General features: G+C 72.2%; 19 protein-coding genes. 8 read left to right on the top strand and 11 right to left on the bottom strand.

From position 1 onward, the window contains the following. Positions 1-13: 13 nt before the first annotated feature. Genes HD595_RS23990 through HD595_RS23980 form a run of 3 tightly spaced genes read left to right on the top strand, consistent with a single transcriptional unit; the run spans position 14 to position 4949 of the window. On the top strand, positions 14-2908 hold the full coding sequence (locus HD595_RS23990) for an ATP-binding protein (RefSeq protein WP_253772639.1): 2895 nt from the start codon (positions 14-16) through the stop codon (positions 2906-2908). Between the two features lie 35 nt (positions 2909-2943). Then, complete coding sequence (locus HD595_RS23985) at positions 2944-4143, top strand: FAD-dependent monooxygenase (RefSeq protein WP_253772637.1); 1200 nt, start codon at positions 2944-2946, stop codon at positions 4141-4143. A 59-nt stretch (positions 4144-4202) separates the two neighbouring features. Further along, complete coding sequence (locus HD595_RS23980) at positions 4203-4949, top strand: SAM-dependent methyltransferase (RefSeq protein WP_253772635.1); 747 nt, start codon at positions 4203-4205, stop codon at positions 4947-4949. Positions 4950-5188: 239 nt separating this feature from the next. Here the strand turns inward: HD595_RS23980 and HD595_RS23975 are convergent, their stop codons facing one another. Beyond that, the gene (locus HD595_RS23975) at positions 5189-6628 is read right to left on the bottom strand and encodes a DNRLRE domain-containing protein (protein WP_253772633.1); all 1440 of its coding nucleotides are present in this window, start codon (positions 6626-6628) and stop codon (positions 5189-5191) included. 616 nt (positions 6629-7244) lie between these two features. Here HD595_RS23975 and HD595_RS23970 point away from each other — a divergent pair. The 3 genes from HD595_RS23970 (at position 7245) to HD595_RS23960 (ending at position 10047) form a co-directional block, all read left to right on the top strand. Further along, positions 7245-7907 carry a DUF4097 family beta strand repeat-containing protein gene (locus HD595_RS23970; RefSeq protein WP_253772631.1) on the top strand — a complete coding sequence of 221 codons (663 nt, stop codon included), beginning with the start codon at positions 7245-7247 and terminating at the stop codon, positions 7905-7907. A gap of 223 nt (positions 7908-8130) precedes the next feature. Continuing rightward, positions 8131-9663: a serine hydrolase domain-containing protein gene (locus HD595_RS23965; protein ID WP_253772628.1), complete on the top strand. Its 1533-nt coding sequence runs from the start codon at positions 8131-8133 to the stop codon at positions 9661-9663. A gap of 42 nt (positions 9664-9705) precedes the next feature. Next, positions 9706-10047, top strand: coding sequence for a PadR family transcriptional regulator (locus tag HD595_RS23960; RefSeq protein ID WP_253772625.1), 342 nt, complete (start codon positions 9706-9708; stop codon positions 10045-10047). 153 nt (positions 10048-10200) lie between these two features. Here the strand turns inward: HD595_RS23960 and HD595_RS23955 are convergent, their stop codons facing one another. Beyond that, positions 10201-10863, bottom strand: a complete 663-nt coding sequence (locus HD595_RS23955) for a hypothetical protein (RefSeq protein ID WP_253772622.1) — start codon at positions 10861-10863, stop codon at positions 10201-10203. A gap of 117 nt (positions 10864-10980) precedes the next feature. Here HD595_RS23955 and HD595_RS23950 point away from each other — a divergent pair, with 117 nt between their 5' ends. Beyond that, positions 10981-11427, top strand: coding sequence for a VOC family protein (locus HD595_RS23950; protein WP_253772620.1), 447 nt, complete (start codon positions 10981-10983; stop codon positions 11425-11427). Positions 11428-11711: 284 nt separating this feature from the next. On the opposite strand, the gene HD595_RS46845 is transcribed toward HD595_RS23950, so the two are convergent. From HD595_RS46845 to HD595_RS23935, 3 genes are read right to left on the bottom strand one after another with little or no spacing between them, the layout of a single operon-like run. Beyond that, complete coding sequence (locus HD595_RS46845; protein ID WP_253772618.1) at positions 11712-13022, bottom strand: adenylate/guanylate cyclase domain-containing protein; 1311 nt, start codon at positions 13020-13022, stop codon at positions 11712-11714. Positions 13023-13046: 24 nt separating this feature from the next. Further along, entirely contained in the window at positions 13047-13478 is a 432-nt protein-coding gene (locus HD595_RS23940; protein WP_253772617.1) for a TIGR03668 family PPOX class F420-dependent oxidoreductase, read from the bottom strand. Further along, positions 13478-14023: a MarR family winged helix-turn-helix transcriptional regulator gene (locus HD595_RS23935; RefSeq protein WP_253772614.1), complete on the bottom strand. Its 546-nt coding sequence runs from the start codon at positions 14021-14023 to the stop codon at positions 13478-13480. The genes HD595_RS23940 and HD595_RS23935 overlap by 1 nt, the downstream gene beginning before the upstream one ends. Positions 14024-14330: 307 nt before the next feature. Between HD595_RS23935 and HD595_RS23930 the strand changes: the two genes are divergently transcribed. Continuing rightward, positions 14331-15374 (top strand): Fic family protein, encoded by a 1044-nt coding sequence (locus HD595_RS23930; protein WP_253772611.1) that lies wholly within the window; start codon positions 14331-14333, stop codon positions 15372-15374. A gap of 426 nt (positions 15375-15800) precedes the next feature. Here the strand turns inward: HD595_RS23930 and HD595_RS23925 are convergent, their stop codons facing one another. The 6 genes from HD595_RS23925 to HD595_RS23900 are packed head-to-tail and all read right to left on the bottom strand — an operon-like array spanning position 15801 to position 22750. Beyond that, the gene (locus HD595_RS23925; RefSeq protein WP_253772609.1) at positions 15801-16808 is read right to left on the bottom strand and encodes a sugar phosphate isomerase/epimerase family protein; all 1008 of its coding nucleotides are present in this window, start codon (positions 16806-16808) and stop codon (positions 15801-15803) included. Next, positions 16805-17977, bottom strand: coding sequence for a Gfo/Idh/MocA family protein (locus HD595_RS23920; protein ID WP_253772607.1), 1173 nt, complete (start codon positions 17975-17977; stop codon positions 16805-16807). Before HD595_RS23920 ends, HD595_RS23925 begins: the two co-directional genes overlap by 4 nt. 11 nt (positions 17978-17988) lie before the next feature. Further along, on the bottom strand, positions 17989-19044 hold the full coding sequence (locus tag HD595_RS23915; RefSeq protein ID WP_253772604.1) for a substrate-binding domain-containing protein: 1056 nt from the start codon (positions 19042-19044) through the stop codon (positions 17989-17991). Further along, positions 19041-20036: an ABC transporter permease gene (locus HD595_RS23910; RefSeq protein WP_253772602.1), complete on the bottom strand. Its 996-nt coding sequence runs from the start codon at positions 20034-20036 to the stop codon at positions 19041-19043. Before HD595_RS23910 ends, HD595_RS23915 begins: the two co-directional genes overlap by 4 nt. Next, positions 20036-21577 carry a sugar ABC transporter ATP-binding protein gene (locus tag HD595_RS23905; RefSeq protein ID WP_253772600.1) on the bottom strand — a complete coding sequence of 514 codons (1542 nt, stop codon included), beginning with the start codon at positions 21575-21577 and terminating at the stop codon, positions 20036-20038. The genes HD595_RS23910 and HD595_RS23905 overlap by 1 nt, the downstream gene beginning before the upstream one ends. A 15-nt stretch (positions 21578-21592) precedes the next feature. Further along, positions 21593-22750 carry an ROK family transcriptional regulator gene (locus tag HD595_RS23900; RefSeq protein WP_253772598.1) on the bottom strand — a complete coding sequence of 386 codons (1158 nt, stop codon included), beginning with the start codon at positions 22748-22750 and terminating at the stop codon, positions 21593-21595. Positions 22751-22804: the final 54 nt, after the last annotated feature.

The raw sequence follows: 22804 nt of genomic DNA, 5'->3' as shown, positions 1-22804 counted from the left end.
CATAATCACCCGCATGCGGTTCGGAATCCTCGGCCAGACCCGGGCGTGGCACGACGACGGGACCGAGGTTTCCCTGGGCGGCCCGGCGCGACGGGCGCTGCTGGCCCTGCTGCTGGTCCGTCCCGGCGAGGCGGTCGCCGCCGAGCGGCTCGCCGACGAGATCGACCCGAACGCGGGCACGTCGGCCCACGCGCTGCACTCCCAGGTGTCCAGGCTGCGCTCGGCCCTGGGCGGCCGGGCGGCGATCGAACGGGCCGCGACGGGCTACCGGATCGTGGTCCCGGACGACGACGTGGACGCCTGCCGGTTCGAACGGCTGGCCGCGGAGGGCCGCTCCGCGCTGCGCGAGGGGGACCCCGGCCGCGCGGTCACACTGCTGCGCGAGGCGCTGGAGCTGTGGCGCGGACCGGCGCTGGCCGACCTCGCCGAGAGCCCGACCGCCCAGGCCGCCGCCGCGCGGCTGGAGGAGCGGCGGCTCGGCGCGATCGAGGACCGGATCGAGGGCGAGCTGCGCCTGGGCGGGCACCGGTCGGTCGTGCCGGAGCTGCGCGAGCTGGTCGGCCGCCATCCGCTGCGCGAACGGCTGGCGGCGCTGCTCATGCGGGCGCTGTTCGCCGAGGACGGGCAGGCGGCGGCGCTGGAGGTGTTCGAGGAGACGCGGCGGCACCTGGCCGAGGAGCTGGGCGCCGATCCCTCGGCCGAGCTCGCCGCGCTGCACCGGGAGGCGCTGAGCGCGGCGCCGCCCGCGTCGCCCGCCGCGCCGCCGGCCCAGCTCACGAGCTTCGTCGGCCGGGCCGCCGAGGTGGGCGAGATCGCCGGGCTGCTGCGCGTGGCCCGGCTGGTCACGCTGATCGGCCCCGGCGGCGTCGGCAAGACCCGGCTGTCCGTCGAGGTCGCCGCGGTCGCGGACGACACCGTGTGCTTCGTCGAGCTGGCCGCGCTGCGCGACGGCGCCGACCTGCCGCGGGCGGTGCTGGGCGCGCTCGGCCTGCGCGAGAACGGCCTGGTCATCGAGGGCGACGGGCAGGGCCCGGTCGAGCGTCTCGTCTCGGCGCTGTCGGACCGGGTGCTGCTGCTCGTCCTGGACAACTGCGAGCACGTCGTCGAGGAGGCCGCCGCGCTGGCGGCCCGGCTGCTGGCGACCTGTCCGCGGCTGCGGGTCCTGGCCACGAGCCGCGAGCCGCTCGGCGTCATCGGCGAGCACCTGTGGCAGGTGCGCGGGCTCGACGGCGACGCGGCCGTGCGGCTGTTCACCGACCGCGCCACGGCCGTGCGGCGCGGGTTCACCGCCGATCCGCAGGTGGTACGGCGGATCTGCGCGGCGCTGGACGACCTGCCGCTGGCCATCGAGCTGGCGGCGGCGCGGCTGCGCACCCTGGACGTCGAAGACCTCGCGGGACGGCTGGACGACCGGCTCGGCGTGGCGGCGCGCGGCAGCCGCACGGCCGACGAGCGGCACCGGACGCTGCGCTCGGTGGTCGCCTGGAGCTGGGAGCTGCTGTCCGAGCCGGAACGGCGGGCCGCGCGGCGCTTCGCGGTGTTCGCCGGCGGCGCGACGGCGGAGTCGGCGCTGCGGGTGTGCGGGGCCGACGGCGAGACGCTGGAGTCGCTGGCCGACAAGTCGCTCATGGAGGTGGTGGGCGGGCGGTTCCGGATGCTGGCCACGATCCGCGCGTACGCCGCCGAACGTCTCGCGGAGACCGGCGAGGGCGAGAGCGTGCGGCGGGCCCACGCCGGGCGCCTGCTGGAGCTGATGCGGGCCGCCGACCCGCACCTGCGGCGCGGGGAGCAACTGGAATGGCTGCCGAGGCTCGCGGCCGAGCACGCCGACCTCCTCGCCGCGCTGCGCTGGAGTGTCGAGGCCGGGGAGATGCGGACGGCCCTGGAGCTGCTGGCCGCCGCCTCGACGTACCTGTGGCTGAGGGGCGCGTCCGCGGCCGTCGCGCCGCAGGCGATCGCGCTGCTCGACGCCATGGCAGCCGCGCCGGAGGATGTGGCGGGTGAGGAGGGTGAGGAGTACGCGACGTGCGTGTTGCTGGCGGCCTCCGGGATCGACGGGCGGCAGGTGTGGCAGCGGCATCGCGCGGCGGCCGAGAAGGCGCTGGCCGCCGCGTGGCCCGGCGACCGGGCGGGCCGCCATCCGGCCACCCTGCTGCTGTGGATGATGCGCAGCGCCGTCGACGCCGACCCGCGCGGCGCGTACACGCTGGTCTGGTCGCAGCGCGACTGTCCCGACCCGTGGGCGAGGGCGGCCGCCCGGTACGTGCACGGCTTCGGGCTGCTCGGCGAGGGCGACGCCGCGGGCGCCGAGCAGGCGTTCCACGCGGCGGTCGAGGCGTTCCGCGCGCTCGGCGACCGGTGGGGCACGGCGCTGGCCCTGGACTCGGTCGCCGCCCTGGCGCGCGCGGCCGGCGACCGGGCGAAGGCGGTCGCGCTGATCGACGAGGCACTGGCGCTCACCGAGCAGCTCGGCGCGCTGGAGGACAGCGCCGACCTGCTGGTCAACCGGGGCGACGACCTGGCCGGGGACGACCTGGCGGCGGCGCGCGCCGACTACGAGCGGGCCGCCCTGCTCGCGCACCGCGCCGGCGGCTCCACCTACCTCGCGGCGGCCCTGCGCGGGCTGGGCGACGTGGCCCTGGCGGAGCACGACCTCGCCGAGGCCGAACGGCTGTACCAGGAGGCGCTGGAACGGCTCGACCCGCACTGGATCAAGAGCGTCGGCCACCGGGTGCGCGCGCTGGCCGGGCTGGGCCAGGTCGCCGAGGCGCGCGGCGACCGGACCGGAGCCGAGGCGCGCTACCGTGAGGCGGCGGCGTCGGCGGCCGCGGTCGCGCCCGCCACACCCGAGACGCTGCGCATGATGGGCCTGCCCGAGCCGGTGGTGCGGGCGGTGAGCCGGCGGTGAGCCCGCGGTGAGCGCCCCGGTGGAGGCTCCGGGGCATGAAGAACCGCACCGTCCTCATCTCCGGCTCCTCCGTCGCCGGCCCCGCGCTCGCCTACTGGCTCCACCGCCACGGCTTCGTCCCCACGATCGTCGAGCGCGCCCCCGCCCTGCGTGACGGCGGCTACGCCGTCGACTTCCGCGGCGAGGCCCACCTGGGCGTGCTGCGCCGCATGGGCGTCCTCGACGCCATCGAACGCGCCAGGACCGGCATGGGCTCCATGTCGTACGTCAACGCGGCCGGCAAGCAGCAGGCCAGGATGCCGGCCGACCTGTTCGCGGGCGACGTCGAGATCCTGCGCGGCGACCTCGGGCGCATCCTCTACGACGCGACCAAGGGCTTCACCGAGTACGTCTTCGGCGACTCCATCACCTCGCTGGACGAGGACGCCGACGGCGTGGACGTCACCTTCGAGCGCGGCGCGCCGCGCCGGTTCGACCTCGTGATCGGCGCCGACGGGCTGCACTCCAACACCCGCCGCCTGGCGTTCGGCCCGGAGGAGCGGTTCGTGAAGCACCTCGGCCTCTACTGCGCGATCTTCACCACGACCAACTACCTCGGGCTGGACCACACCGGGCACGCCTACCGCACCGCGGGCAGGCTCGTCGCCCTGTACAGCGCGCGCCACAACGCGGAGGCCAAGGCCGTGTTCTACTTCGCCTCGCCGCTCATGGACCTCAACCGCCGCGACGTGGCCCGGCAGCAGGAGATCCTGGCCGAGCAGTTCACCGGCAACGGCTGGCAGAGCGAGCGGCTGCTGCGCGAGATGCGGCGCGCGCCCGACTTCTACTTCGACTCGGTCGGCCAGGTCCACATGGACACCTGGTCGCGCGGCCGGGTGGCGCTGGTGGGCGACGCCGCCTACTGCCCTTCGTCGCTGTCGGGCATGGGCTCGGGTCTGGCGCTGATCGGCGCGTACGTGCTGGCGGGCGAGCTGGCGGCCGCGGGCGGCGACCACCGTGTCGCGTTCGCCCGTTACGAGCGGGAGATGCGCGAGTACGCGACGGGCTGCCAGAAGATGGGCGACGGCGTCGCCAAGCTCATGGTGCCGGGCAGCCGCATGCTGGCCTCGTTCCTCAACCGCTACTACAAGCTGATGCCGTACCTGCCGGGCAAGAACATGGCCGCGAACATGGCCCGCAAGGCCGCCGAGAACATCACCCTCCGCGACTACGAGACCCTTCGCCGGCCCGCGTGAACCGCCGCCGCCGGGAATTGCGTGGCGGGTCCGGAACCCTTTTCGGCATAGTGCGGACAATGCACCGACAGCTCATCAGCCATCTCGCCCACGCGGACCACCCGATCGCCGCCCCGGTCAGCGCGGCGAACCTCGACCGCCTGCTCACCCGCGCCAAGCTTCCCGCCGGCGCCCGCGTCCTCGACCTGGGCTGCGGCGAGGGAGCGTGGCTCCTGCGGGCCCTGGAGCTCCACCCCGACGCGACGGCGGACGGCGTGGACATCGGCGAGGAGGCGCTGGCGTCGGCCGCCGAGGCCGCCGGCCGCCTCGGGCTGTCCGCCCGGCTCCGGCTGCACCAGGTCCCGGCCGAATCCTTCGCGGCGGCGGAGCCGTACGACCTGGTGCTGTGCGTGGGCGCCACCCACGCCTTCGGGTCGTTCACCGACACCCTCGACGCCGTGCGCCGCCACCTGCGTCCCGGCGGGCTCGCGCTGATCGGCGAGGGATTCTGGGAGCGGCCCCCGTCCAAGGAGCTGCTCGACCTCTTCGGCTCGGACCCGGACGAGTACGCGGATCTGGCCGGCACCGTGGCCCGCGCGCGCGACGCCGGCTACGCGACGGTCTACGCCCACACCAGCACCCGCGAGGAGTGGGACGAGTACGAGTGGTCCTGGACCGGCACGCTCACCCGCTGGGCCCTCGACCACCCCGGCCCGGACGGGGACGAGGCCCTGGCCGCCGCCGACGAGCACCGCGACATGTGGCTCAACGGCTACCGCGACGTGCTCGGCTTCGTCACCCTCCTGCTGCGGCCCACCGAGCGGTAGCGCGCGGCCCCGGCGGGAGGACATGACCGCGGCGGGAGGATGCGGCCCCGGCGGGAGGACGCGGCGGCCGGAAAAGGGCCGGCCCCCTCACGCGAGGCGCGTGAGAGGGCCGGGTGGCACACCGTCGCCGGGGCGCTCCGCTGCGGAAGGGGTGGGGTCGGCAGCTTCGCGCCGGTGGTCGGCAGCAAGGTGCGCTGCGAGGGAAGGTCAGCGGCGAGGTGCGCCGGTGGGCGGAACGGTCAGCGGCGGGTGTAGACGATCGCCAGGGTCGGCGGCTTGACACCCTTGTCCTGGTTCTCCGAGGCCGCGAAGGCCCGCCAGTTGGTGGCCTCCTTCTCGTCGGCGCCGCGGAGCTGGATGCCGTAGTCGGGGGCGCCCGCGGCCCACGCCTTGGCGATGTTCGTCACGGGCCAGGACAGGAAACCGGCGCCCATGGCGCACGGCGCGGTCCAGGTGCGGCCGCGGCCGACGCGGGTCGTGGACGCGCCCTCGCTGGTTGTCGTGGGCTTGTTGTCCCAGTTCAGGTCGTGCTCGTCCCAGGGGCTGGTGACCCGCTCGGCGGTGAGGCCGGAACCGACGGCGACGCCGCAGGCGTTGGTCTCCAGGTTCCACATGCCGAGGCTGGCCAGGATGACCCTCTTGCCCTTGATCTTGGACGTGTTGAACTTTACGTAGCTGCGCATGACGTCGCCGCCCTGGCCGTTCTCCCACGGCATGGTGCCCGCGATGATCATCGGGTCGCCGGGGTGGGAGGGCCAGGTGCTGGCCACGTCCGCGTCGGTCTCGACCTGCGGGAGCGTGATCGACGGGAAGACCGTGACCGGGTACTGCCGCTTGGGGTCGGCCAGGAAGCCCGCGTCGGGCTTGAGGACGAGCACCTTCACGCCGTTCTGGGTCTCGACCGTGGAGTCGATCTCCTTCAGCGCGTCGCCGCGCGGCTTGCCGTGCCCGCTGGCGTCCCACATGACCGGGCGCGCGCCGGAGGCGACGACCTTGCCGTCACCGGCCGTGCTCGTCAGCAGGAGCCGGCCGTTCGCGTCCTCGGTGAGGTCGACGCCCTCGGTCTGCACGGGGATGCGCAGCTCCAGGGGGCCGGTCGGCTTCTCGCGCAGCACCACGTCGTGGCGGAAGCCCGTGGGCAGCACGGTGACGACGAGGTCCGCGCCGGGGCCGGCGGCGTTGGCGAAGGTCGCGACGTTGCCGTTGACGGACGGCTTGGGCAGCGCGGTCGGCCACTTCACGGCGAACACCCGGCCGGCGTCATCGGTGATCTTGGCGAGCGGCGCGTCGCCGCCGGCGGAGACCTCGACGTTGGCCCGGGAGACGCGCGGCTTGAACATCGCGCCGTCCTGGGCGAGGGAGGTGTCGATCGGCAGCCACTGGTCGCCCCGCTTGATCTGGGCGACGCCGGAGCTGACGGTCTCGGTGAAGGTGCCGTCGGGGTTGGCGACGGTGGTGCTGTTCTCGTTGGTCAGAGCCGGCACGGCCACGGCCTGGCCGGTCTTGGCCGCCTGCTGGGAGGCGGTGTCCATGGCGGCCTCGGCGGCCTCAGCGCTCTGCGCCGTGTCGGAGGGCGGCGTCGGCGTGGCGGCGAAGGCGGCCTGGAAGGCGGTGCCACCGGTGAGTACGGTCGCGGTGAGCAGACCGAGAGCGAGCTTCCCCGTAAGCGAAATACGCAATTCTCATCCTCAGTAGTACAGATGACGAATGGTGATGATTTATCCAGCTCTGACGATTTAAGACTTGATAAATCGACATAAAGCCGGACAGGTGGCATCGGAGGACGGCGCCTGGTCAGGCGCGCCCCCGGCCCTGGTTGACCCCGTGTTGCCGGCGCGCGGCGCCGGCGTTCCCCGTGTGCTAGGCGACCCCACGTACGCGTGAGTGCATGATTCCCCGTTCTGCGAAGTGAGCATGATCGCGCTCAGGTCACATGAATATCACGCGACATATCCGGACAGGCCGAAAATGCGACACTATGACCTATCTCACAGAGCAATGCGTCATCGAGTCAAACACTCCGTCACGAAAAGCCGCCCCCGGCAGGCTGATCCGCGGGCACGACAGCGTCCGGTACGGGACCGGCAGGCAGGCGTGCCCGTCGGTGGCTTCGCGGTCCGTCAGCCGGTCGCAGCCTGATCGACGGATCCGGCATGCAGGGCTGCCTGGAGCACGCGATCCACGGGTACCGACTCTCCGCCCGCATGTCAGCGACGGCGTCAGCACCGCGACAGGGCGGTATCAGAGCGGTCGGCGATGGTGGATCTCGAAAGAACACAGCACAAGGAGCACACCATGCAGACGTTCGCCACCACCGCCCCGATCACCGCCGTCCTGACCATCCCCGCCGGCCGCGTCCACCTCGTCGCCGCCGACCGCACCGACACCACCGTCGAGATCCGGCCCGCCGACACCTCCAAGAGCCGCGACGTCAAGGCCGCCGAGCAGACCACGGCCGGCTACGCCGACGGCGTCCTGCGGATCGAGACCCCCACGAAGAACCCGTACCTCGGCCCCACCGGAGCCGTCGAGGTCACCATCCACCTGCCCGCCGGATCCGGCGTCCAGGCCAGGACGGAAGCTGCCGAACTCCGGACCACCGGCCGCCTCGGCGACGTCGCCTTCGACGGCGCCTACCACCACATCACCCTGGAGGAGACCGCCGGCCTGCGCCTCACCGCCACCGACGGCGACGTCGAGGTCGCCCGCCTCGCCGGCCCCGCCGAGATCACCACCGCCCGAGGCGACATCCGGATCGCCGAGGCCACCGGCGGCAAGGTCGTCCTCCGCACCCAGTCCGGCGACATCTCGATCACCGCCGCCGCCGGCGTCTCGGCCTCCCTGGACGCCGGAACCACCCACGGCCGCATCAGCAACTCCCTCAAGAACGACGGCACCCCCGCACTCGACATCCACGCCACCACCTCCAACGGCGACATCACCGCCCGCAGCCTGTGACCCGCAGCCTCCGAAGGATGAACGGCTCCGGTACAGCCATGTCCGGTGCGGGCTGTCGTGGGACGGCGGGCTCAGGACGGCGTGACGCTCACGCTGTCCTGGGCCCGCATCGGGGGCAGGGGTTGACTTTCGTCAGGGGTGCGGCTGGACGGACGGCCGATGTCGCGGCCGGGGCCTGATCTCTAGGTTCTCCGGGGTACCACCCTTGAACGGAGCGCCAGCAGTGAAGATCCTTCCCCTCGCCCTCGCCGTGCTGACGGCCCTGTCCGTACCGTCCGCACCCGCCGCGGCGTCGATGTCACCGCACGCGCCGCAGCCGGCGGCGACGCGGACGACGGCCGCCCCCGAACTCACCCCGGCCGCCATCGACGCGTACGTCACCCGCGCCCTCGACTCCACGGGCCTGCCCGGCCTGTCCGTCGTCGTCACCCATGGCGACCGGGTCGTCCACGCCGCCGGCTACGGCCACGACTCCGAGGGCAGGCTGGTCACGGCCACCACGCCCATGCGGGTGGCCTCGTTGACCAAGTCGTTCACCGCCATGGCCGTGATGATCCTCGTGGAGGAGGGCAAGCTCGCCCTCGACAGACCCGTGGTCGAGCAACTCCCCGAACTGCGCATGGCCGACCCGCGCGCCCGGACGATCACCGTACGGCACCTGCTGAACCAGACGTCCGGCCTGTCCGACACCACGACCGACATCCGCGACCTCGACACGGCCCGCTCGCTCAAGGAGTACGCCGCCAAGCTCGGCGACGCCACGCTGCGCGCGACGCCCGGCACCCACTGGGAGTACTGCAACGTCAACTACAACCTGGCGGCCCGGCTGGTGGAGGTGGCCGGTGGCCGTCCGTTCGGCGCCTTCATGAGGGAGCGGGTCCTCGGGCCGCTCGGCATGCGCTCCAGCGCCGTCAGCGAGCGGGAGGTCCGGCCGGCCGACGGGTACAACTCGGTGTACGGCCTCTGGCTGTCGCGCCCCGAACTGCCCGCGTTCCTGGACGGCAGCGGCAGCGGCGGCGTCATCACCACGGCCGCCGACATGGGCTGCTGGCTGATCGCCCAGAACGTCCGGGGCCGCCGTCTCGTCGGCCCGGCGAGCCTGGCCGCCATGCACGCGCCGAGCAAGGTGAGCGACTACGGCATGGGCTGGGGCCTCGACGACCGGACCAGGCGCCTCACGCACTCGGGCAACCTGTTCACCTACACCGCCGTCGAGACGATCGTCCCCGAGACGGGGTACGGCTTCGCGGTCATGGCGAACAGCGCGAGCCTGACGGACGAGACGTTCACCATCGCCGCCGGGCTCGCCGACCTGAGCGAGGGCAGGCCATCGGAGACGTCCGGGGGCGACAGGCAACTGTTCGAGCTGGTGCTGGGGCTGATCGCACTGGTGGCGGCCGGTCTCGGTGCCCTGGGGGCGGCCCGCTCCCGCCGCTGGGCGGCCCGCCGGCTCGCCACGACGACGCCGAAGAACGGGTTCAAGGGATCCGCGCAGGCAAGGGGGTCGCGGCGGACGTGGCGGGTCGGGCTGCGGCTGGTGCCGGTGCTGCTGCCCTCGGTGCTGCTGGCGGCGTACCCGGAGCTGGTCTCGTTCCTGTCGAACGGTCGCACGATCACGTGGGCGCAGCTCACGTACTTCCCGGCGCCGCTGACGATCACCTTGGTGGTGGCGGCCGCGGCGGGTCTCACGACGGCCGCCTTCCGTGTCGTCCGCTACCGCGCGCTGTCCCGGGCCCGGCTCGCCACGACGCGGTAGCGGCGGCGCCTCCTGTACCGACCATCGTTATATAAAGATCGTGTGTCCACGTCCCGCGGCTTGCAGGAGCCTTCGTTCCTCATCCTGACCTCGCTGGCGCGTGAGCCCCAGCACGGCTACGGCATCATCACCGACGTCGAACGCATCTCCCAGGGCGACGTCCGGCTGAGGGCCGGCACCCTGTACGCCGCCCTGGACCGGCTCCAGTCCGAAGGGCTGATCGCGGAGGACCGGGAGGAGATCGTCGACGGTCGGCTCCGCCGCTACTACCGGCTCACCGGGGAAGGCGGTGTGCGCCTGGGCGAAGAGGCGGCGCGCCTGCAGCGCAACGCGCGGGCGGCGGTCACCCGGCTGCGCGCCCACGAGTCCGGAGGCGCCGCGTGAGCCCGCCTCGGAGGACGCTGCCGCCTGCTGCTCCACCACGCGAGGCGCATCGACCGTGACGACGTCGTCATCCGGGGTCGTGCGGCGGCTCCGGCAGCCGCTCGACCGCGGTGACGACGTCGTCACCCGGGGGTCCGGCGAAGAGGCGCGAGGTCATTCGCCGTCCGGATCCGCCGGCTCCACGGCGGGTGCGAGCTGCAGCGGCGTCGCGGCCGGCCCGCCGGCGATCTCGCGCCCCTGACTCAGGGTGTAGTCGAGCTGCCTGGCCAGGTGGGGAAGGGTCGCCGGAGGCAGATACCCGTCGGCGCCGGCCGCGAGCAGCCGCCGGACCGGGCCGTAATACTGGACTCCGAGTTCGTGGTCCTCGATCTCGGTGACGATGACGCGCGCCTTCGGGAACATCGATCGGAGCCCTGCGATCAGCTGCGGGCTGCCCGGCGGCACCAGCAGCACATCGGTCGTCGCGGGAGCCGCATGCATGTCGAGCACCACGTAGTCCGCCCCGAGCTGGGTGGACAGCGCGACCCGAGCCGCGGCCGACAGCTCCATCGCGGTGGCCACGACCGTCACGCTCTCGTAGTCGACCGGAGCCTGATCGTCGGAGTCGGCTTCGGCTTCGGCCGGCGCGTCGCGACCGACGACGGCACCCTCGACCACGTCAACGGTGCTGGAGACCGTCGCGACCGATGCCCCGTCACGGGTGAGGACCAGGGTCTCACCGGGTTCGAGGGCGTCGATGAGCGCCACGACGTCTTCGGGAAGGCGGGTCACGTCGACGCGCTGCGTGGAGCGAGAAGCGCCTTTGCGGATCACCATGCCTGGCAGGCTATGGGGCCTCCGCGCGATCCGGACGCTCTCCCGCGTTTGATCCCAGGCCCTGGGTGCAGAAGGTCTGTCGGCCGATGCGGGAAAGATCATGGAAGAGGCGTTCGAGTGGACGATCAGGACAGCAGGCCCAGGCTGTGTCAGGTGGTGCTCGACTGCACCGACGCCAGGGCGCTGGCGGAGTTCTACCGGTCCCTGCTGGGCCTGGTCTACCGCCCCGGCGACGAGCCACCCGAAGCGGGAGACGACGACGAGCGGGGCCGCGACTGGCTGGTGCTGCGCACCCCGGGCGGCGCTTCGCAGCTGGCCTTCCAGCAGGTCGAGGAGCTGCCGGAGGCGACCTGGCCGAAGGGCCCGATCCCCCAGCAGTTGCACCTCGACCTGACCGTGACGTCGGTCGAGGACCTGCGGGTCCACCATGAACGCGTCCTGAGCCTCGGCGGCCGACTGCTGCTGGACCGCATCGACGACGCCGAGGAGCCGTTGCGGGTGTACGCCGACCCGGCTGGACACCCCTTCTGCATCTTCGTGTCGAGGCGCACCGCGCAGACCTGACCCGACGCAGACCTGACACGGCACAGACCTACAGGGCACAGACCTGAACAGACCTGCGAAGACCCACGGAGACCTGCGGCGATCAGACCTGTGGAGATCCACGGAGCCCTGCGGCCACTAGACCTGCGCAGACCCGCCGACACCTGCGTCCACTAGACCTGCGCAGACCCGCCGACACCTGCACCCACTAGGCCTGCGCAGACCTGCGGAGACCTGCACGCACTAGGCCTGTGGAGACCTGCGGAGACCTGCGGAGACCTGCTGACAGCAGACATGCGGAGACCTCACCCCACGTAGTAGGTCATCTCCACCCCCGACACCGTGCGCCGCACCGTCTCGAACCCCGCCAGGTCGGCATGGTCGCCCAGGGCGTCGCGCACCGCCTCGCTCAGGTGGACGCGGCCGGGCGTGCCGAGGTCCTGGGCCATCTTGGAGGCGAGGTTGACCGGGGCCCCGGCGACGTCCCAGCCGCCGCCCGGGGTGCGGCCGGCGAGCACCGGCCCGGCGGACACCCCGATCCGCCCCACGATCTCCCGCTCGGCGAGCCCCGTGCGCATCCCGAGCGCGAAGCGCACCGCCGGGGCGGGCTCCTCGAAGAGGTAGATGCCCAGCGGCCCGGCGACCTTGATCTCGACGGCTCCCTCGGCCGGCAGGAGGCTCAGGCCCACGTCGCGCATCGCCGCCGACAGCGACAGCCCTCTCAGCAGCTCCACCTCGGGTGTGTCGGCCGGGGCGGCGCTCCGCTCGACCAGGACGACGGTGCGCTCGCGCAGGTGCTCGGCGGCGAGCCGCCCGGCCAGCTCGGCGTCACCGGGACGGGCGTCGAGCAGCAGCAGGTCGGCGTAGAAGGCGCCGGAGTAGGGGATCGGGTAGTGCTCCTGGCCGTCAGCCCCTGACTCGCCCGGCCACCCCTCGGCCGCCCACGCCGCGCCGAGCCCCGGAATGTCGAGGCGGGGACCGTCGAGCACCTGGTGGACGGGCCCGACCAGGCCGCCGACCCCGTCCTTGGGCCGCAGCACGAAGGGATGCCCGGGCGGCAGCCGGTCCACCACGGCCTGCGTCACCGCGATCTCCCCGCCCTCGGTGTCGTTCTCGGCGAACTCCTCGACCGCGTCGGCCTCCGCCCCGTACAGCCCGCCGGACAGCTCGTAGTAGGACCCGAGGTGCGCGCCGATCCCGATGCGGACCTCGCAGTGGCGCCGGATCTCGTCCTGCGCCGTCAGCAGGGCCGACAGCAGCGTGGACGCCTCCACCGTCTCGGGATGGAACAGTTGCGCGTTGTCGGCCGCCCACACCCCCACGGCGCGCCCGCCGGCGGCCCTGGCGCACGCGTGCAGGATCCGCTTCGGCCGGTCGATGAGCGCCAGCACCTCCAGCAGCCCGAGCCGCTGGCTGAGCCGGGTGAGCCCCGCCGAGTCGGACACCACGGAGTATCCGCGCGTCTCGTGGCGGCTCAGCAGGCGGCGCGCCTCACCGTCGGTGCGGTCGGAGGCACGCCACTGCTCGACGAGGAACAGCGGCAGGCCGGCGGCGACGTCGCGCTGGGTGTCGAAGCCGCCCGGGGTGAGCGGGCCGGCGGGGGGTTCGTAAGCCACCCCGCCACTTTACCTCACCTTGAGTCACCGTTCGCATGCGATGCGTGACGAGACCCATCCGGACCAGCGCGTCACGTCCACGAGGACGACGGACCCGGCGGGGCGCGCGCTCCGGTACTGCTCGTACTTCTCCACCAGCGCGTCCACCGCAGCGCCGCTCGTGGCGGCGGCCGGGTCGAGGACGCGGGCCGTGCCGTCGGCGCGCACCCACCACAGCCGGGTCCAGTCGTCGTCGTAGTGGTCGGCGAGGAGGGCGACCCGGGGGTTGCCCCGGATGTTGCGCAGCCGCTTCAGGTCGGTGGTGGTCTTGGGCTTGTGGTCGACCGCGAAGACGATCCGGTCTCCGTCCAGGGCGAACGTGACGGGCACCAGGTGCGGCGCGCCGTCGGCGTCCACGGTGGCCAGGCGGGCGACGCGCTGCCCGCCGAAGAGCCGGCGCGCCCGGTCGGCGTCCATCAGCCCGTCGCGCCGTCCGGCGAACCCGCGGAGAGCTCTGCGCCCTTTGTGCCGTCCGGCGAACCCGCGGAGAGCTCCCCGTCCTTCGTGCCGTCCTGCGGGCCCGCGGAGAGCTCCGCGAAGGCGGCCCGTACGGTGGCGGCGATCCGGCGCTGGATCGGATCCGCGTCCGGCCCGAACAGCCGCTCGTCCACGTCCTCCACGACCTTCATCGCCTCCCCCATCAGCCGCGCGCCCTCCGGCGTGAGCTCCAGCGTCGACGCCGACCCGGCCCGCGCCTTCCCGTCCCGTACGAGCCCGGCCCCCGCCAGCGCCTTCACCGCCGTGTGCACGCTCTGCACGGTGATGCCCGACATGCGCGCCAGGTCGCTGAACGACGCCCCGGGCACTCCCGCGATGTGCCCAAGCAGCCCGAGCCTGCTGACCGTCAGCCCGAGGGGCGAGAGCGCGGCGCCGAGCTCGGACTCGACGCGGTGGGCCAGCGTGAGCAGCACGATGGACGGACTGGTCGCCGGCGGACCCGGACGGGCGCTCTCGGTGGTCACACCCCAAGTCTCCCGCAGCGCGCCACCCTCGCCGGAGCCAGCCGGCGGCCATGCCGGCGACACAGCCGTGTGACCCAGTCCCCCAAGAGCCTGAGCCCCCGGTGAGAACCATAAGTCCGGGGGGCAACCGCGACGCCCCGCTCAGACTCGACGCGGCACGCCAGGATGAAGCCGCCTGAGCCGCGAGCAGCTGAAGGGAACGCCCACGAGAGTTCACGAAGCGCATGTGCCCGAGTGCAGGAGTTTGATAAGTTCAATTGAGCCCCGGAAGGGGTTATCAAACTTCGTGACCCACGCGAGGAGCGCAGTGGCGGGTAGAGGTCGGCCGAGCAGGGCCACGGTTTACGCGAGGCTCGACCGGGCGCTGCAGGAACTCAACGGACGGCTGGGAGGACTACCCAGCCCCACCGAGGCGCAAGACATCTGGTCGGACATCTGGCACTTGGAAGCCCATCATTCAACAGCGCTTGAAGGCAACACCCTCGTTCTGCGCGAAGTTCAGGCGCTGCTCGACCAGGGGCGAGCTGTGGGTTCCAAATCATTGCGTGAGTACAACGAGGTCAAGGGATACGGAGACGCGGCCAAGTGGGTCTACGGTCAAGCATTGGAACCCGACGCATGGGATGGTCGGCTGGTCAGCCTCAGCGAACTTCGCTTCATTCATCACACGGCGATGACGCCTGTTTGGGACGTCGCCCCGCACCCGGACGCCACTGACCGCGAGGGCCCCGGCAATTTCCGGGAACACGACATCCATCCCTTCGCGGAGGGGATGACGCCTCCGTCATGGCCGCTGGTCCCGGGCCAGATACAAGACTGGATAGACGATGTGTGCGACTTGGGCAAGAAGATCGAAGCCGGTCACGAGCTCGATCATCCCTTGCCTGAAGAGCTCGCCAGGATCCACAACGTGTTCGAACGCATCCATCCCTTCATCGACGGAAACGGTCGCACCGGCAGGCTCACCCTCAATCTGATCCTGGTGAGACTCGGCTATCCGCCGATCATCGTGCTCAAAAGACAGCGCGAGGTCTACCTCTCGGCCATGCGTCGCGCTGATGGGGGCGATTGTGGATCTCTTGGCGAGTTGATCGCTCGAGCCATGGAAGACAACCTCAACCGCTTCATCGTTCCAAACGTCGCCGGGCCGGCACGCCTCGTTCCGCTGGCCGCTCTGGCCGATCGGGATTTCTCGATGGCCGCTCTTCGCCAAGCCGCGCAACGTGGCCGGCTGAAGGCGGTACAAGGTTCGGATGGGGTCTGGCGGTCCTCGCGTAAGTGGGTCGAGGCGTACCGAGCATCCAAACACAGACCGGCCGCGACGCGGAAGAGTTCAGCCGGCCCGTCCTGATGATGTCTCTGTGGCCGCTTCCCGCCACGATGAGGTCTGCCCAGGATGGTTCATCGGCACCGGGAGCAGCGTGGCAGCCGCATCAGGCGCCCCCGTCTCATCGACAATGGACCCAGGCACGTGCTCTCTCCTGGTCAGCAGTGCCAGAGCACCTAACCTTTCACGGACGGCCTCCCCATGTAAGGATAATCGTTATCCTTACCTGCACTTCTCTGACCTGCGATGTCACGGCCAGGGCCGGGGTGCGCGAGGGGCGGGAGCCCCTCGCCTCCGGGGCGAAGCCCCGGCAGCAAGAGCGCCCGAGCGTCAGCGAGGACCATGCCCTTGAGGGGGTCGAAGGGGGCGGGAGCCCCCTGGGGGCACGCCCGAGCGCCGCAACGCGCGGAGCGCGCCCCTCCCGTGAGGACCTTGCCTTTGAAGCCCCGGTCAGGTGGTGGAGAAGGCGGCGTCGAACGAGGTCGCCGGCGGGGTGATGGAGTTGAGCCGGCGGATGTAGCCCAGCGCCTCCTTGGCCCCGTCCAGGCGGTCCATGCCCGCGTCCTCCCACTCGATCGAGATGGGCCCGGAGTAGCCGATCGAGTTGAGCGCCCGGAAGCAGTCCTCCCACGGCACGTCGCCGCGGCCCGTCGAGACGAAGTCCCAGCCGCGTCGCATGTCCGCCCACGGCAGGTGCGAGGACAGGCGGCCGCGGCGGCCGTCGCCGACCCGGACGCGGGTGTCCTTGCAGTCCACGTGGTAGATGCGGTCGGCGAAGTCGAGGATGAAGGCCACCGGGTCGAGGTCCTGCCAGACCATGTGGGACGGGTCCCAGTTGAGGCCGAACGCGGGCCGGTGGCCGATGGCCTGCAGGGTGCGCTGCGTGGTCACGTAGTCGTAGGCGATCTCGCTGGGGTGGATCTCGTGCGCGAACCGTACGCCGACCTCGTCGAAGACGTCGAGGATGGGGTTCCAGCGGTCGGCGAAGTCCTGGTAGCCCGCGTCGATCATGGAGGCGGGCACCGGCGGGAACATGGCGACCGTGTGCCAGATCGACGAGCCGGTGAAGCCGACGACGGTGTCGACGCCGAGCAGGGCGGCGGCGCGCGCGGTGTCCTTCATGTCCTCGGCCGCCGCCTGCCGCACCGCCTCGGGGTCGCCGGAGCCCCAGACGCGGGCGGGCAGGATGGCCTTGTGCCGCTCGTCGATGGGGTGGTCGCAGACGGCCTGGCCGACGAGGTGGTTGGAGATGGTCCACACCTTGAGGCCGTGCTTGTCGAGCTGGGCGCGTTTCTGCTCCACGTACGACGGGTCGGACACCGCCTGGGCGACGTCGAAGTGGTCGCCCGAGCAGGCGATCTCCAGGCCGTCGTAGCCCCATTCGGCGGCGAGCCGGCACACCTCCTCGAACGGCAGGTCGGCCCACTGGCCCGTGAACAACGTGACCGGTCTCATCATGCGTCCTCTCCGAGTGATGCCTCCGACACGACCGTGTAGCGGCTGGCGTCGGCCGCGCTCCGCTCGACCGCGGCGAGGACCCGCTGCACCCGCAGCCCGTCGGCGAACGACGGGGCGGGGTCGCGCTCCTCGGCGATCGCCTCCAGGAAGTCCTTGATCTCGTGGGTGAAGGTGTGCTCGTAGCCGAGGCCGTGGCCGGGCGGCCACCAGGCTCCGGCGTACGGATGTCCGGGCTCGGTGACGAGGATCCGAGTGAAGCCGGAGTCGCCCTCGCTGACCCAGAGCTCGTTCATGGCCTCGAAGTCGAAGGCGAGGCTGCCGAGCGAGCCGTTGAGCTCGATGCGCAGCGCGTTCTTGCGGCCGGTGGCGAAGCGGGTGGCCTCGAACGAGGCGAGCGCGCCGCCGGAGAGCCGGCCGATGAACAGGGCGGCGTCGTCCACGGTGACGGTCCCCGTGGCGGCGCCTCCGGTGGCGGACAGGCCGGCCGACTCCTCGGCCAGGGGACGCTCCTTCACGAACGTCTCCGTGAGCGCCGAGACGCCGACCACGCGCTGCCCGGTGACGTACTCGGCGGTGTCGATGATGTGCGCGCCGATGTCGCCGAGCGCGCCGGAGCCGGCCTTGTCCTTCCGCAGCCGCCACACCAGCGGGAACTCCGGGTCCACGATCCAGTCCTGGAGGTACTGCGCCCGCACGTGCCGGATCTCGCCGAGCCGGCCCTCCTCCACGTACCGCCGTGCCAGGGCGATGGCCGGCACCCGGCGGTAGTTGAAGGCGACCATGCTCCTGCCGGGCGCCGAGGCCGCGGCGCGGACCATGGCCTCGGCCTCGGCGACGGTGTTGGCCAGCGGCTTCTCGCAGATGACGTGCTTGCCCGCCTCCAGCGCGGCGACGGCGATCTCGGCGTGGGAGTCGCCGGGCGTGCAGATGTCGACGATCTGCACGTCGTCGCGCTCGACCAGCTTCCTCCAGTCGGTCTCGACGTCGGCCCAGCCGAGCCGGGCCGCGGCGGCGGAGGCGCGCTCCCTCGACCTGCCCGCGAGCACCGCCATGCGCGGCGCGAGCGGCAGGTCGAAGAAGGCCCCCACGCTCCGCCATGCCTGGGAGTGGACGCGGCCCATGAAGGCGTGGCCGACCATGCCCACGCCGATGCCGATCTTTTCTGACATGCAGCCCCCGATCAGGACTCGAAGCCGAGTGGCAGGTACTTCTCGACGTTCTCCTTGGTAATGGTCTCCGACGCGAGCGTGATGGACTGCGGAACTTGGTTCTCCACGAGGTCACTCATGCCCTTCCCCTGGGCGATGAGCCGGGCGAGTTTGATCGCCGAGGAGGCCATCGTGGGGCTGTACGTGACCGTCGCCTCCAGCACGGACGAGCCGGACTGGATCTCCTTCATGGCGTTGAGCGAGCCGGCGCCGCCGACCATGAAGAACTCCTTGCGTCCCGCCTCCTTGATGGCGGCGAGCACGCCGATGCCCTGGTCGTCGTCGTGGTTCCATAGGGCGTCGATCTTCTTGTGCGCCTGGAGCAGGCTGGTCGCCACCTGGTTGCCGGTCTCGACGGTGAACTTGGCGTCCTGCTTGGCGGTCACGCTGAAGCCGTACGTCTTGAGCGCGTCGGCGAAGCCCTTGCTGCGGTCCTGGGTCAGCGGGAGGGTGGCGATGCCCTGGATCTCCACGATGACCGGGTTCGTGACGCCCTTGTCCTTGAGTTTCTTGCCGATGTAGTGGCCGGCGGCGACGCCCATGCCGTAGTTGTCGCCGCCGATCCAGGTGCGGTAGGCCAGCTTGTCGGGGAAGACGCGGTCGAGGTTGACGACGGGGATGCCGGCCTGGGTGGCCTGGAGGGCGACCTGGTTGAGCTGCTGGCCGTCGTTGGGCAGGATCACCAGCGCCGCGACCTTGGCCGCGACGAGCGACTCGACGGCGGAGATCTGCTGGTTGATGTCGTTGGTGGGCTCGACGGGCTTGAAGTCGATGTCGGGGTACTGCTTGGCGGCGGCCTCGGCGTTCTTGGCGATCGCGGCGATCCAGCCGTGGTCGGCGGCGGGGGCGGAGAAGCCGATGGTGACCTTGGTGCCGGGCTGGTCGTTGCCGCCGGCCGAGGGGGCGGGAGCGGGCGCGCTGGCGGCGGGGGCGGCCGACGGCTCGTTGCTGGTGCAGCCGGCCGCTAACAGGGCGGCTCCGCCGAGTCCGCCGACGAGGAATCCGCGGCGCGCGACTTTGTCGGTCATGGCGTTCTCTCCTTCAGGTTCCGCCGCTGGAGCAGGACGGCGACGACGATGATCAGGCCCTTGGCGATGAGCTGGTCGCTGGTGTTGAGGCCGTTGAGGATGAACAGGTTGGTGATGATGGTGAAGATCAGCAGGCCGAGGATGGAGCCCACGATCGTGCCGCGCCCGCCGGTCAGCAGCGTCCCGCCGATGATGACGGCGGCGATGGCGTCCAGCTCGTACAGGTCGCCGTGCGTGGAGGAGCCGGTGGTGGTGCGGGCCATGATGAGGATCGCGGCGATGCCGCAGCACAGGCCGGACAGCGCGTACAGGAGCATGGTGTGCCGCCGCACGTCGATGCCGGCCAGGCGGGCCGCCTCGGGGTTGCCGCCCACCGCGTACGTCCGGCGCCCGAACGTGGTGCGGTTGAGCAGGATCCAGCCGAGGACGACGACGAGGGCGAAGACGTAGACGAGCAGCGGGACGCCGAGCACCCGGGTGGTGGCGAGGTCCACGATCGCCTGGTTGTCCGGCCGGACGAGCTGGGTCCTGCGGTCGGACATGCGCTGGGCGAGGCCGCGCGCCGCGACGAGCATGGCGAGCGTGGCGATGAACGGCACCAGCCGCCCGTACGCGACGAGCAGCCCGTTGACCAGCCCGGCGCCCGTGCCGACGAGGATGGCGCAGATCGCCATGACGACCGGCCCGAACTCCTGCGTGGCCACGGTCGTCGCCCAGACCGAGGCCAGCGCCATGACGGCGCCCACGGACAGGTCGATGCCGCCGCCGATGATGACGAACGTGGCGCCGACGGTGATGACGCCGATCGTGGCGGCCAGCGACAGGATGCTGACCAGGTTGTCGGCGGTGGCGAAGGCGGCCGGCCGGGTGACCAGGCCGACGGCCACGAGCAGCGCGAGCGCCACGAACAGGCCCAGGTGCCGCAGCTCGAAGGAGCGGGGGGCGGCCGTCGTCGCGGGGGCCTCCGCGACCGTTCTTCCTGCTTCGGCCATCAGGCGGCCCTCCCATTCATGATCATGTCGAGGACGCGGTGCTCGTCGAGGCCGCGGGCGTCGCCCTGGTGGATGACGGTCCCCTCGCGCAGCACGAGGACGCGGTCGGCCAGGCCGAGCACCTCGGGCACCTCGCTGGAGACGAGCAGCACGCCGATGCCGTCCTCGGCCAGGCGGCGGATGACGGTGTACAGCTCGGCGCGGGCGCCCACGTCCACGCCGCGGGTGGGCTCGTCGAGCAGCAGCAGCCGGCGCCCGCCGAGCAGCCAGCGGGCCAGCACGGCCTTCTGCTGGTTGCCGCCGGACAGCGTCTTGACCGGGCGCTCGGGGTCGCGGGGGCGGATGTCGAGCGCCTCGGCCAGGCGGGTGGCCTCGGCGCGCTCGCGGGCCCGGTCCAGCCAGCCGAGCCTGGCGAAGCCGGATAACCCGCCCAGCGTGATGTTGGCGGTGACGCTCTGGTCGAGCAGCAGCGCCTGGGCCTTGCGCTCCTCGGGGGCCAGGCCCATGCCGAGCCGTACGGACTCGACGACGCCGCCTCGGCGCAGGGCCCGCAGGGGGCCGTCCCGCCGTACGGACTGGAGGAGCCCGGCGCGGCGGACCGGGCGGCCGCCCACCCGGACGTGGCCGGTGGCGCGGCGCGCGCCGTAGACCGCCTCCAGGATCTCCGAGCGGCCGGAGCCGACCAGCCCGGCCAGCCCGACGATCTCGCCCGCGCGCACCGAGAACGACACGCCCGCGAAGGCGCCGGGCGAGGACAGGTCCTCCACCCGCAGCACCTCCTCGCCGGGCGGCCGGGAGGCGCGGGGCGGGAAGACGTACTCGACGTCGCGGCCGGTCATCAGGGAGACGATCTCGGAGGTGGGCGTGTCGCGGGCGGGCAGGCCGACCGCGATGGTGCGGCCGTCCTTGAGGACGGTGACGCGGTCGCCGATCTCGCGGATCTCCTCCATGCGGTGGGAGATGTAGACGACGGCGACGCCGCGGGCGGTGAGGTCACGGATGATCCGGAACAGGTTGGCGACCTCGTCGTGGGCGAGCGCGGCGGACGGCTCGTCCATGACGATGAGGCGGGCCTCGCGCGAGAGGGCGCGGGCCATGGACACGATCTGCTTGGCCGCCGGGGGGAGCCGCCCGACCTCGGTGGACGGCCGGATCTCGGGGTGGCCGAGCCGGGCCAGCACCTCGCCGGCCGCCCGGTTGGCGGCGCGCCGGTCGGTGAAGCCGAGGCGGGCGTGCTCGTGGCCGAGGAAGATGTTGTCGGCCACGGTGAGCCCGTCGACGAGGTCGAGCTCCTGGTAGATGGTGGCGATGCCGAGCCGGATGGCGTCCACGGGGCTCGCGGGCGCGGCCGGGACTCCGTTCAGTTCGATCGTGCCCTCGTCGGGCCGGTGGGCTCCGGCGAGGACCTTGATCAGGGTGGACTTGCCGGCGCCGTTCTGTCCGAGCAGGCAGTGGACCTCGCCGGCCCGCACGTCCAGGTCCACGCCGTCGAGCGCGCGCACGCCCGGGAACTGCTTGACGATTCCCCTCATGACCAGCATCGGGGGTCTCTCCTGTCAGGGGGTGACGATCTTGTTGATGTTGTCGGGTGACAGGTAGTGCTCGATCGCCAGGAGCCCGGCGCCGAGAGCGGCGGCGTCCTCCCCGGTACGGCTCGGCACGATCGACAGGTGGTGGGTGGCCAGCGGCAGCGACCTGCGGTAGATCGTCTCCCTGATCCCGGCGAGCAGGTGCTCGTGCACCCGGGACAGGACGCCGCCGATGACGATGACCTCGGGGTTGAAGAAGTTGACCAGCCCGGCCAGCACCTCGCCGATGTGCCGGCCGGCCTCTCTGACCAGGCGCAGCGCCAGCGTGTCGCCCGCCAGGACGAGCGCCACCACGTCGGCGCCGGTCGCGGCGGGCACGCCGAGGTCGGTGAGGCGGCGGGCCAGCGCCGCGCCGCCGGCCACGGCTTCGAGGCAGGCGCTGTTGCCGCAGCGGCAGCCCGCGTCGTCGTGGCCGGACACCCGGATGTGGCCGATGTCGCCCGCCGACCCCTGGGCGCCGCGGTGCAGCCGCCCCTCGGCCACGATGCCGCAGCCGATGCCGGTGCCGACCTTGACGAACAGCAGGTGGCTGGTGCCGGGGAAGGCGTTGCGGTGCTCGCCGAGCGCCATCACGTTGACGTCGTTGTCGACGAGGACGACGCAGTCCGCGAAGTGCTCGGGGATGGGGTAGTCGTTCCAGCCGGGCATGATCGGCGGGTTGTTCGGCCGGCCGGTGGCGAACTCGACCGGCCCCGGCACCCCCATGCCCAGCGCCCGCAGCGCCGACCTCGGCCGGCCGGCCTGGGCGAGCAGCAGGTCGAGGCGCCGGTCGACGTGGGCCAGGACGGTCTCGGGGCCCTCGGTGACGAGGAGCGGGTCCTCGCACTCGGCGAGCACCTCGCCCGAGATGTCCATCAGCGCGACCCGGCAGTGGGTGGCGCCCACGTCCACGCCCGCGAAGGCGTGGCCGTCGGTGTGCAGCCGGAGCTGGCGGGGCGGCCGGCCGCCGGTGGACTCGCCGCTCTCGGTCTCCTCGACGAGGCCGCTCTCGATGAGGGCGTCGACGCGCTGGGAGACCGTGGAACGGGCGAGGCCGGTGAGCCGGGCCAGGTCGGATCGGGTCGTCGCGGAGCCCGCGCTGATGAGGGTCAGCACGTCCCCGGGCGAGCCCGGAGCGGGGGTCATGCCGCGACCCTAAGAGCGACAGCCGCACGAATCAAGACCGAATTTCGCCTTAAG

It is taken from the genome of Nonomuraea roseoviolacea subsp. carminata, from assembly GCF_024172185.1.
Classification (GTDB): Bacteria; Actinomycetota; Actinomycetes; order Streptosporangiales; family Streptosporangiaceae; genus Nonomuraea; species Nonomuraea roseoviolacea.
Note: the sequence above shows the minus strand (reverse complement) of the source record. Positions and strands in the feature narration are given on the sequence as shown.

Bases quoted from the DNA above. Each gene is read 5' to 3' on its own strand.
- HD595_RS23990 (WP_253772639.1), top strand. From the start codon at position 14: ATGCGGTTCGGAATCCTCGGCCAGACCCGGGCGTGGCACGACGACGGG.
- HD595_RS23985 (WP_253772637.1), top strand. From the start codon at position 2,944: ATGAAGAACCGCACCGTCCTCATCTCCGGCTCCTCCGTCGCCGGCCCC.
- HD595_RS23980 (WP_253772635.1), top strand. From the start codon at position 4,203: ATGCACCGACAGCTCATCAGCCATCTCGCCCACGCGGACCACCCGATC.
- HD595_RS23970 (WP_253772631.1), top strand. From the start codon at position 7,245: ATGCAGACGTTCGCCACCACCGCCCCGATCACCGCCGTCCTGACCATC.
- HD595_RS23955 (WP_253772622.1), bottom strand. From the start codon at position 10,863: ATGGTGATCCGCAAAGGCGCTTCTCGCTCCACGCAGCGCGTCGACGTG.
- HD595_RS23940 (WP_253772617.1), bottom strand. From the start codon at position 13,478: ATGGACGCCGACCGGGCGCGCCGGCTCTTCGGCGGGCAGCGCGTCGCC.
- HD595_RS23925 (WP_253772609.1), bottom strand. From the start codon at position 16,808: ATGATGAGACCGGTCACGTTGTTCACGGGCCAGTGGGCCGACCTGCCG.
- HD595_RS23920 (WP_253772607.1), bottom strand. From the start codon at position 17,977: ATGTCAGAAAAGATCGGCATCGGCGTGGGCATGGTCGGCCACGCCTTC.
- HD595_RS23915 (WP_253772604.1), bottom strand. From the start codon at position 19,044: ATGACCGACAAAGTCGCGCGCCGCGGATTCCTCGTCGGCGGACTCGGC.
- HD595_RS23910 (WP_253772602.1), bottom strand. From the start codon at position 20,036: ATGGCCGAAGCAGGAAGAACGGTCGCGGAGGCCCCCGCGACGACGGCC.
- HD595_RS23905 (WP_253772600.1), bottom strand. From the start codon at position 21,577: ATGCTGGTCATGAGGGGAATCGTCAAGCAGTTCCCGGGCGTGCGCGCG.
- HD595_RS23900 (WP_253772598.1), bottom strand. From the start codon at position 22,750: ATGACCCCCGCTCCGGGCTCGCCCGGGGACGTGCTGACCCTCATCAGC.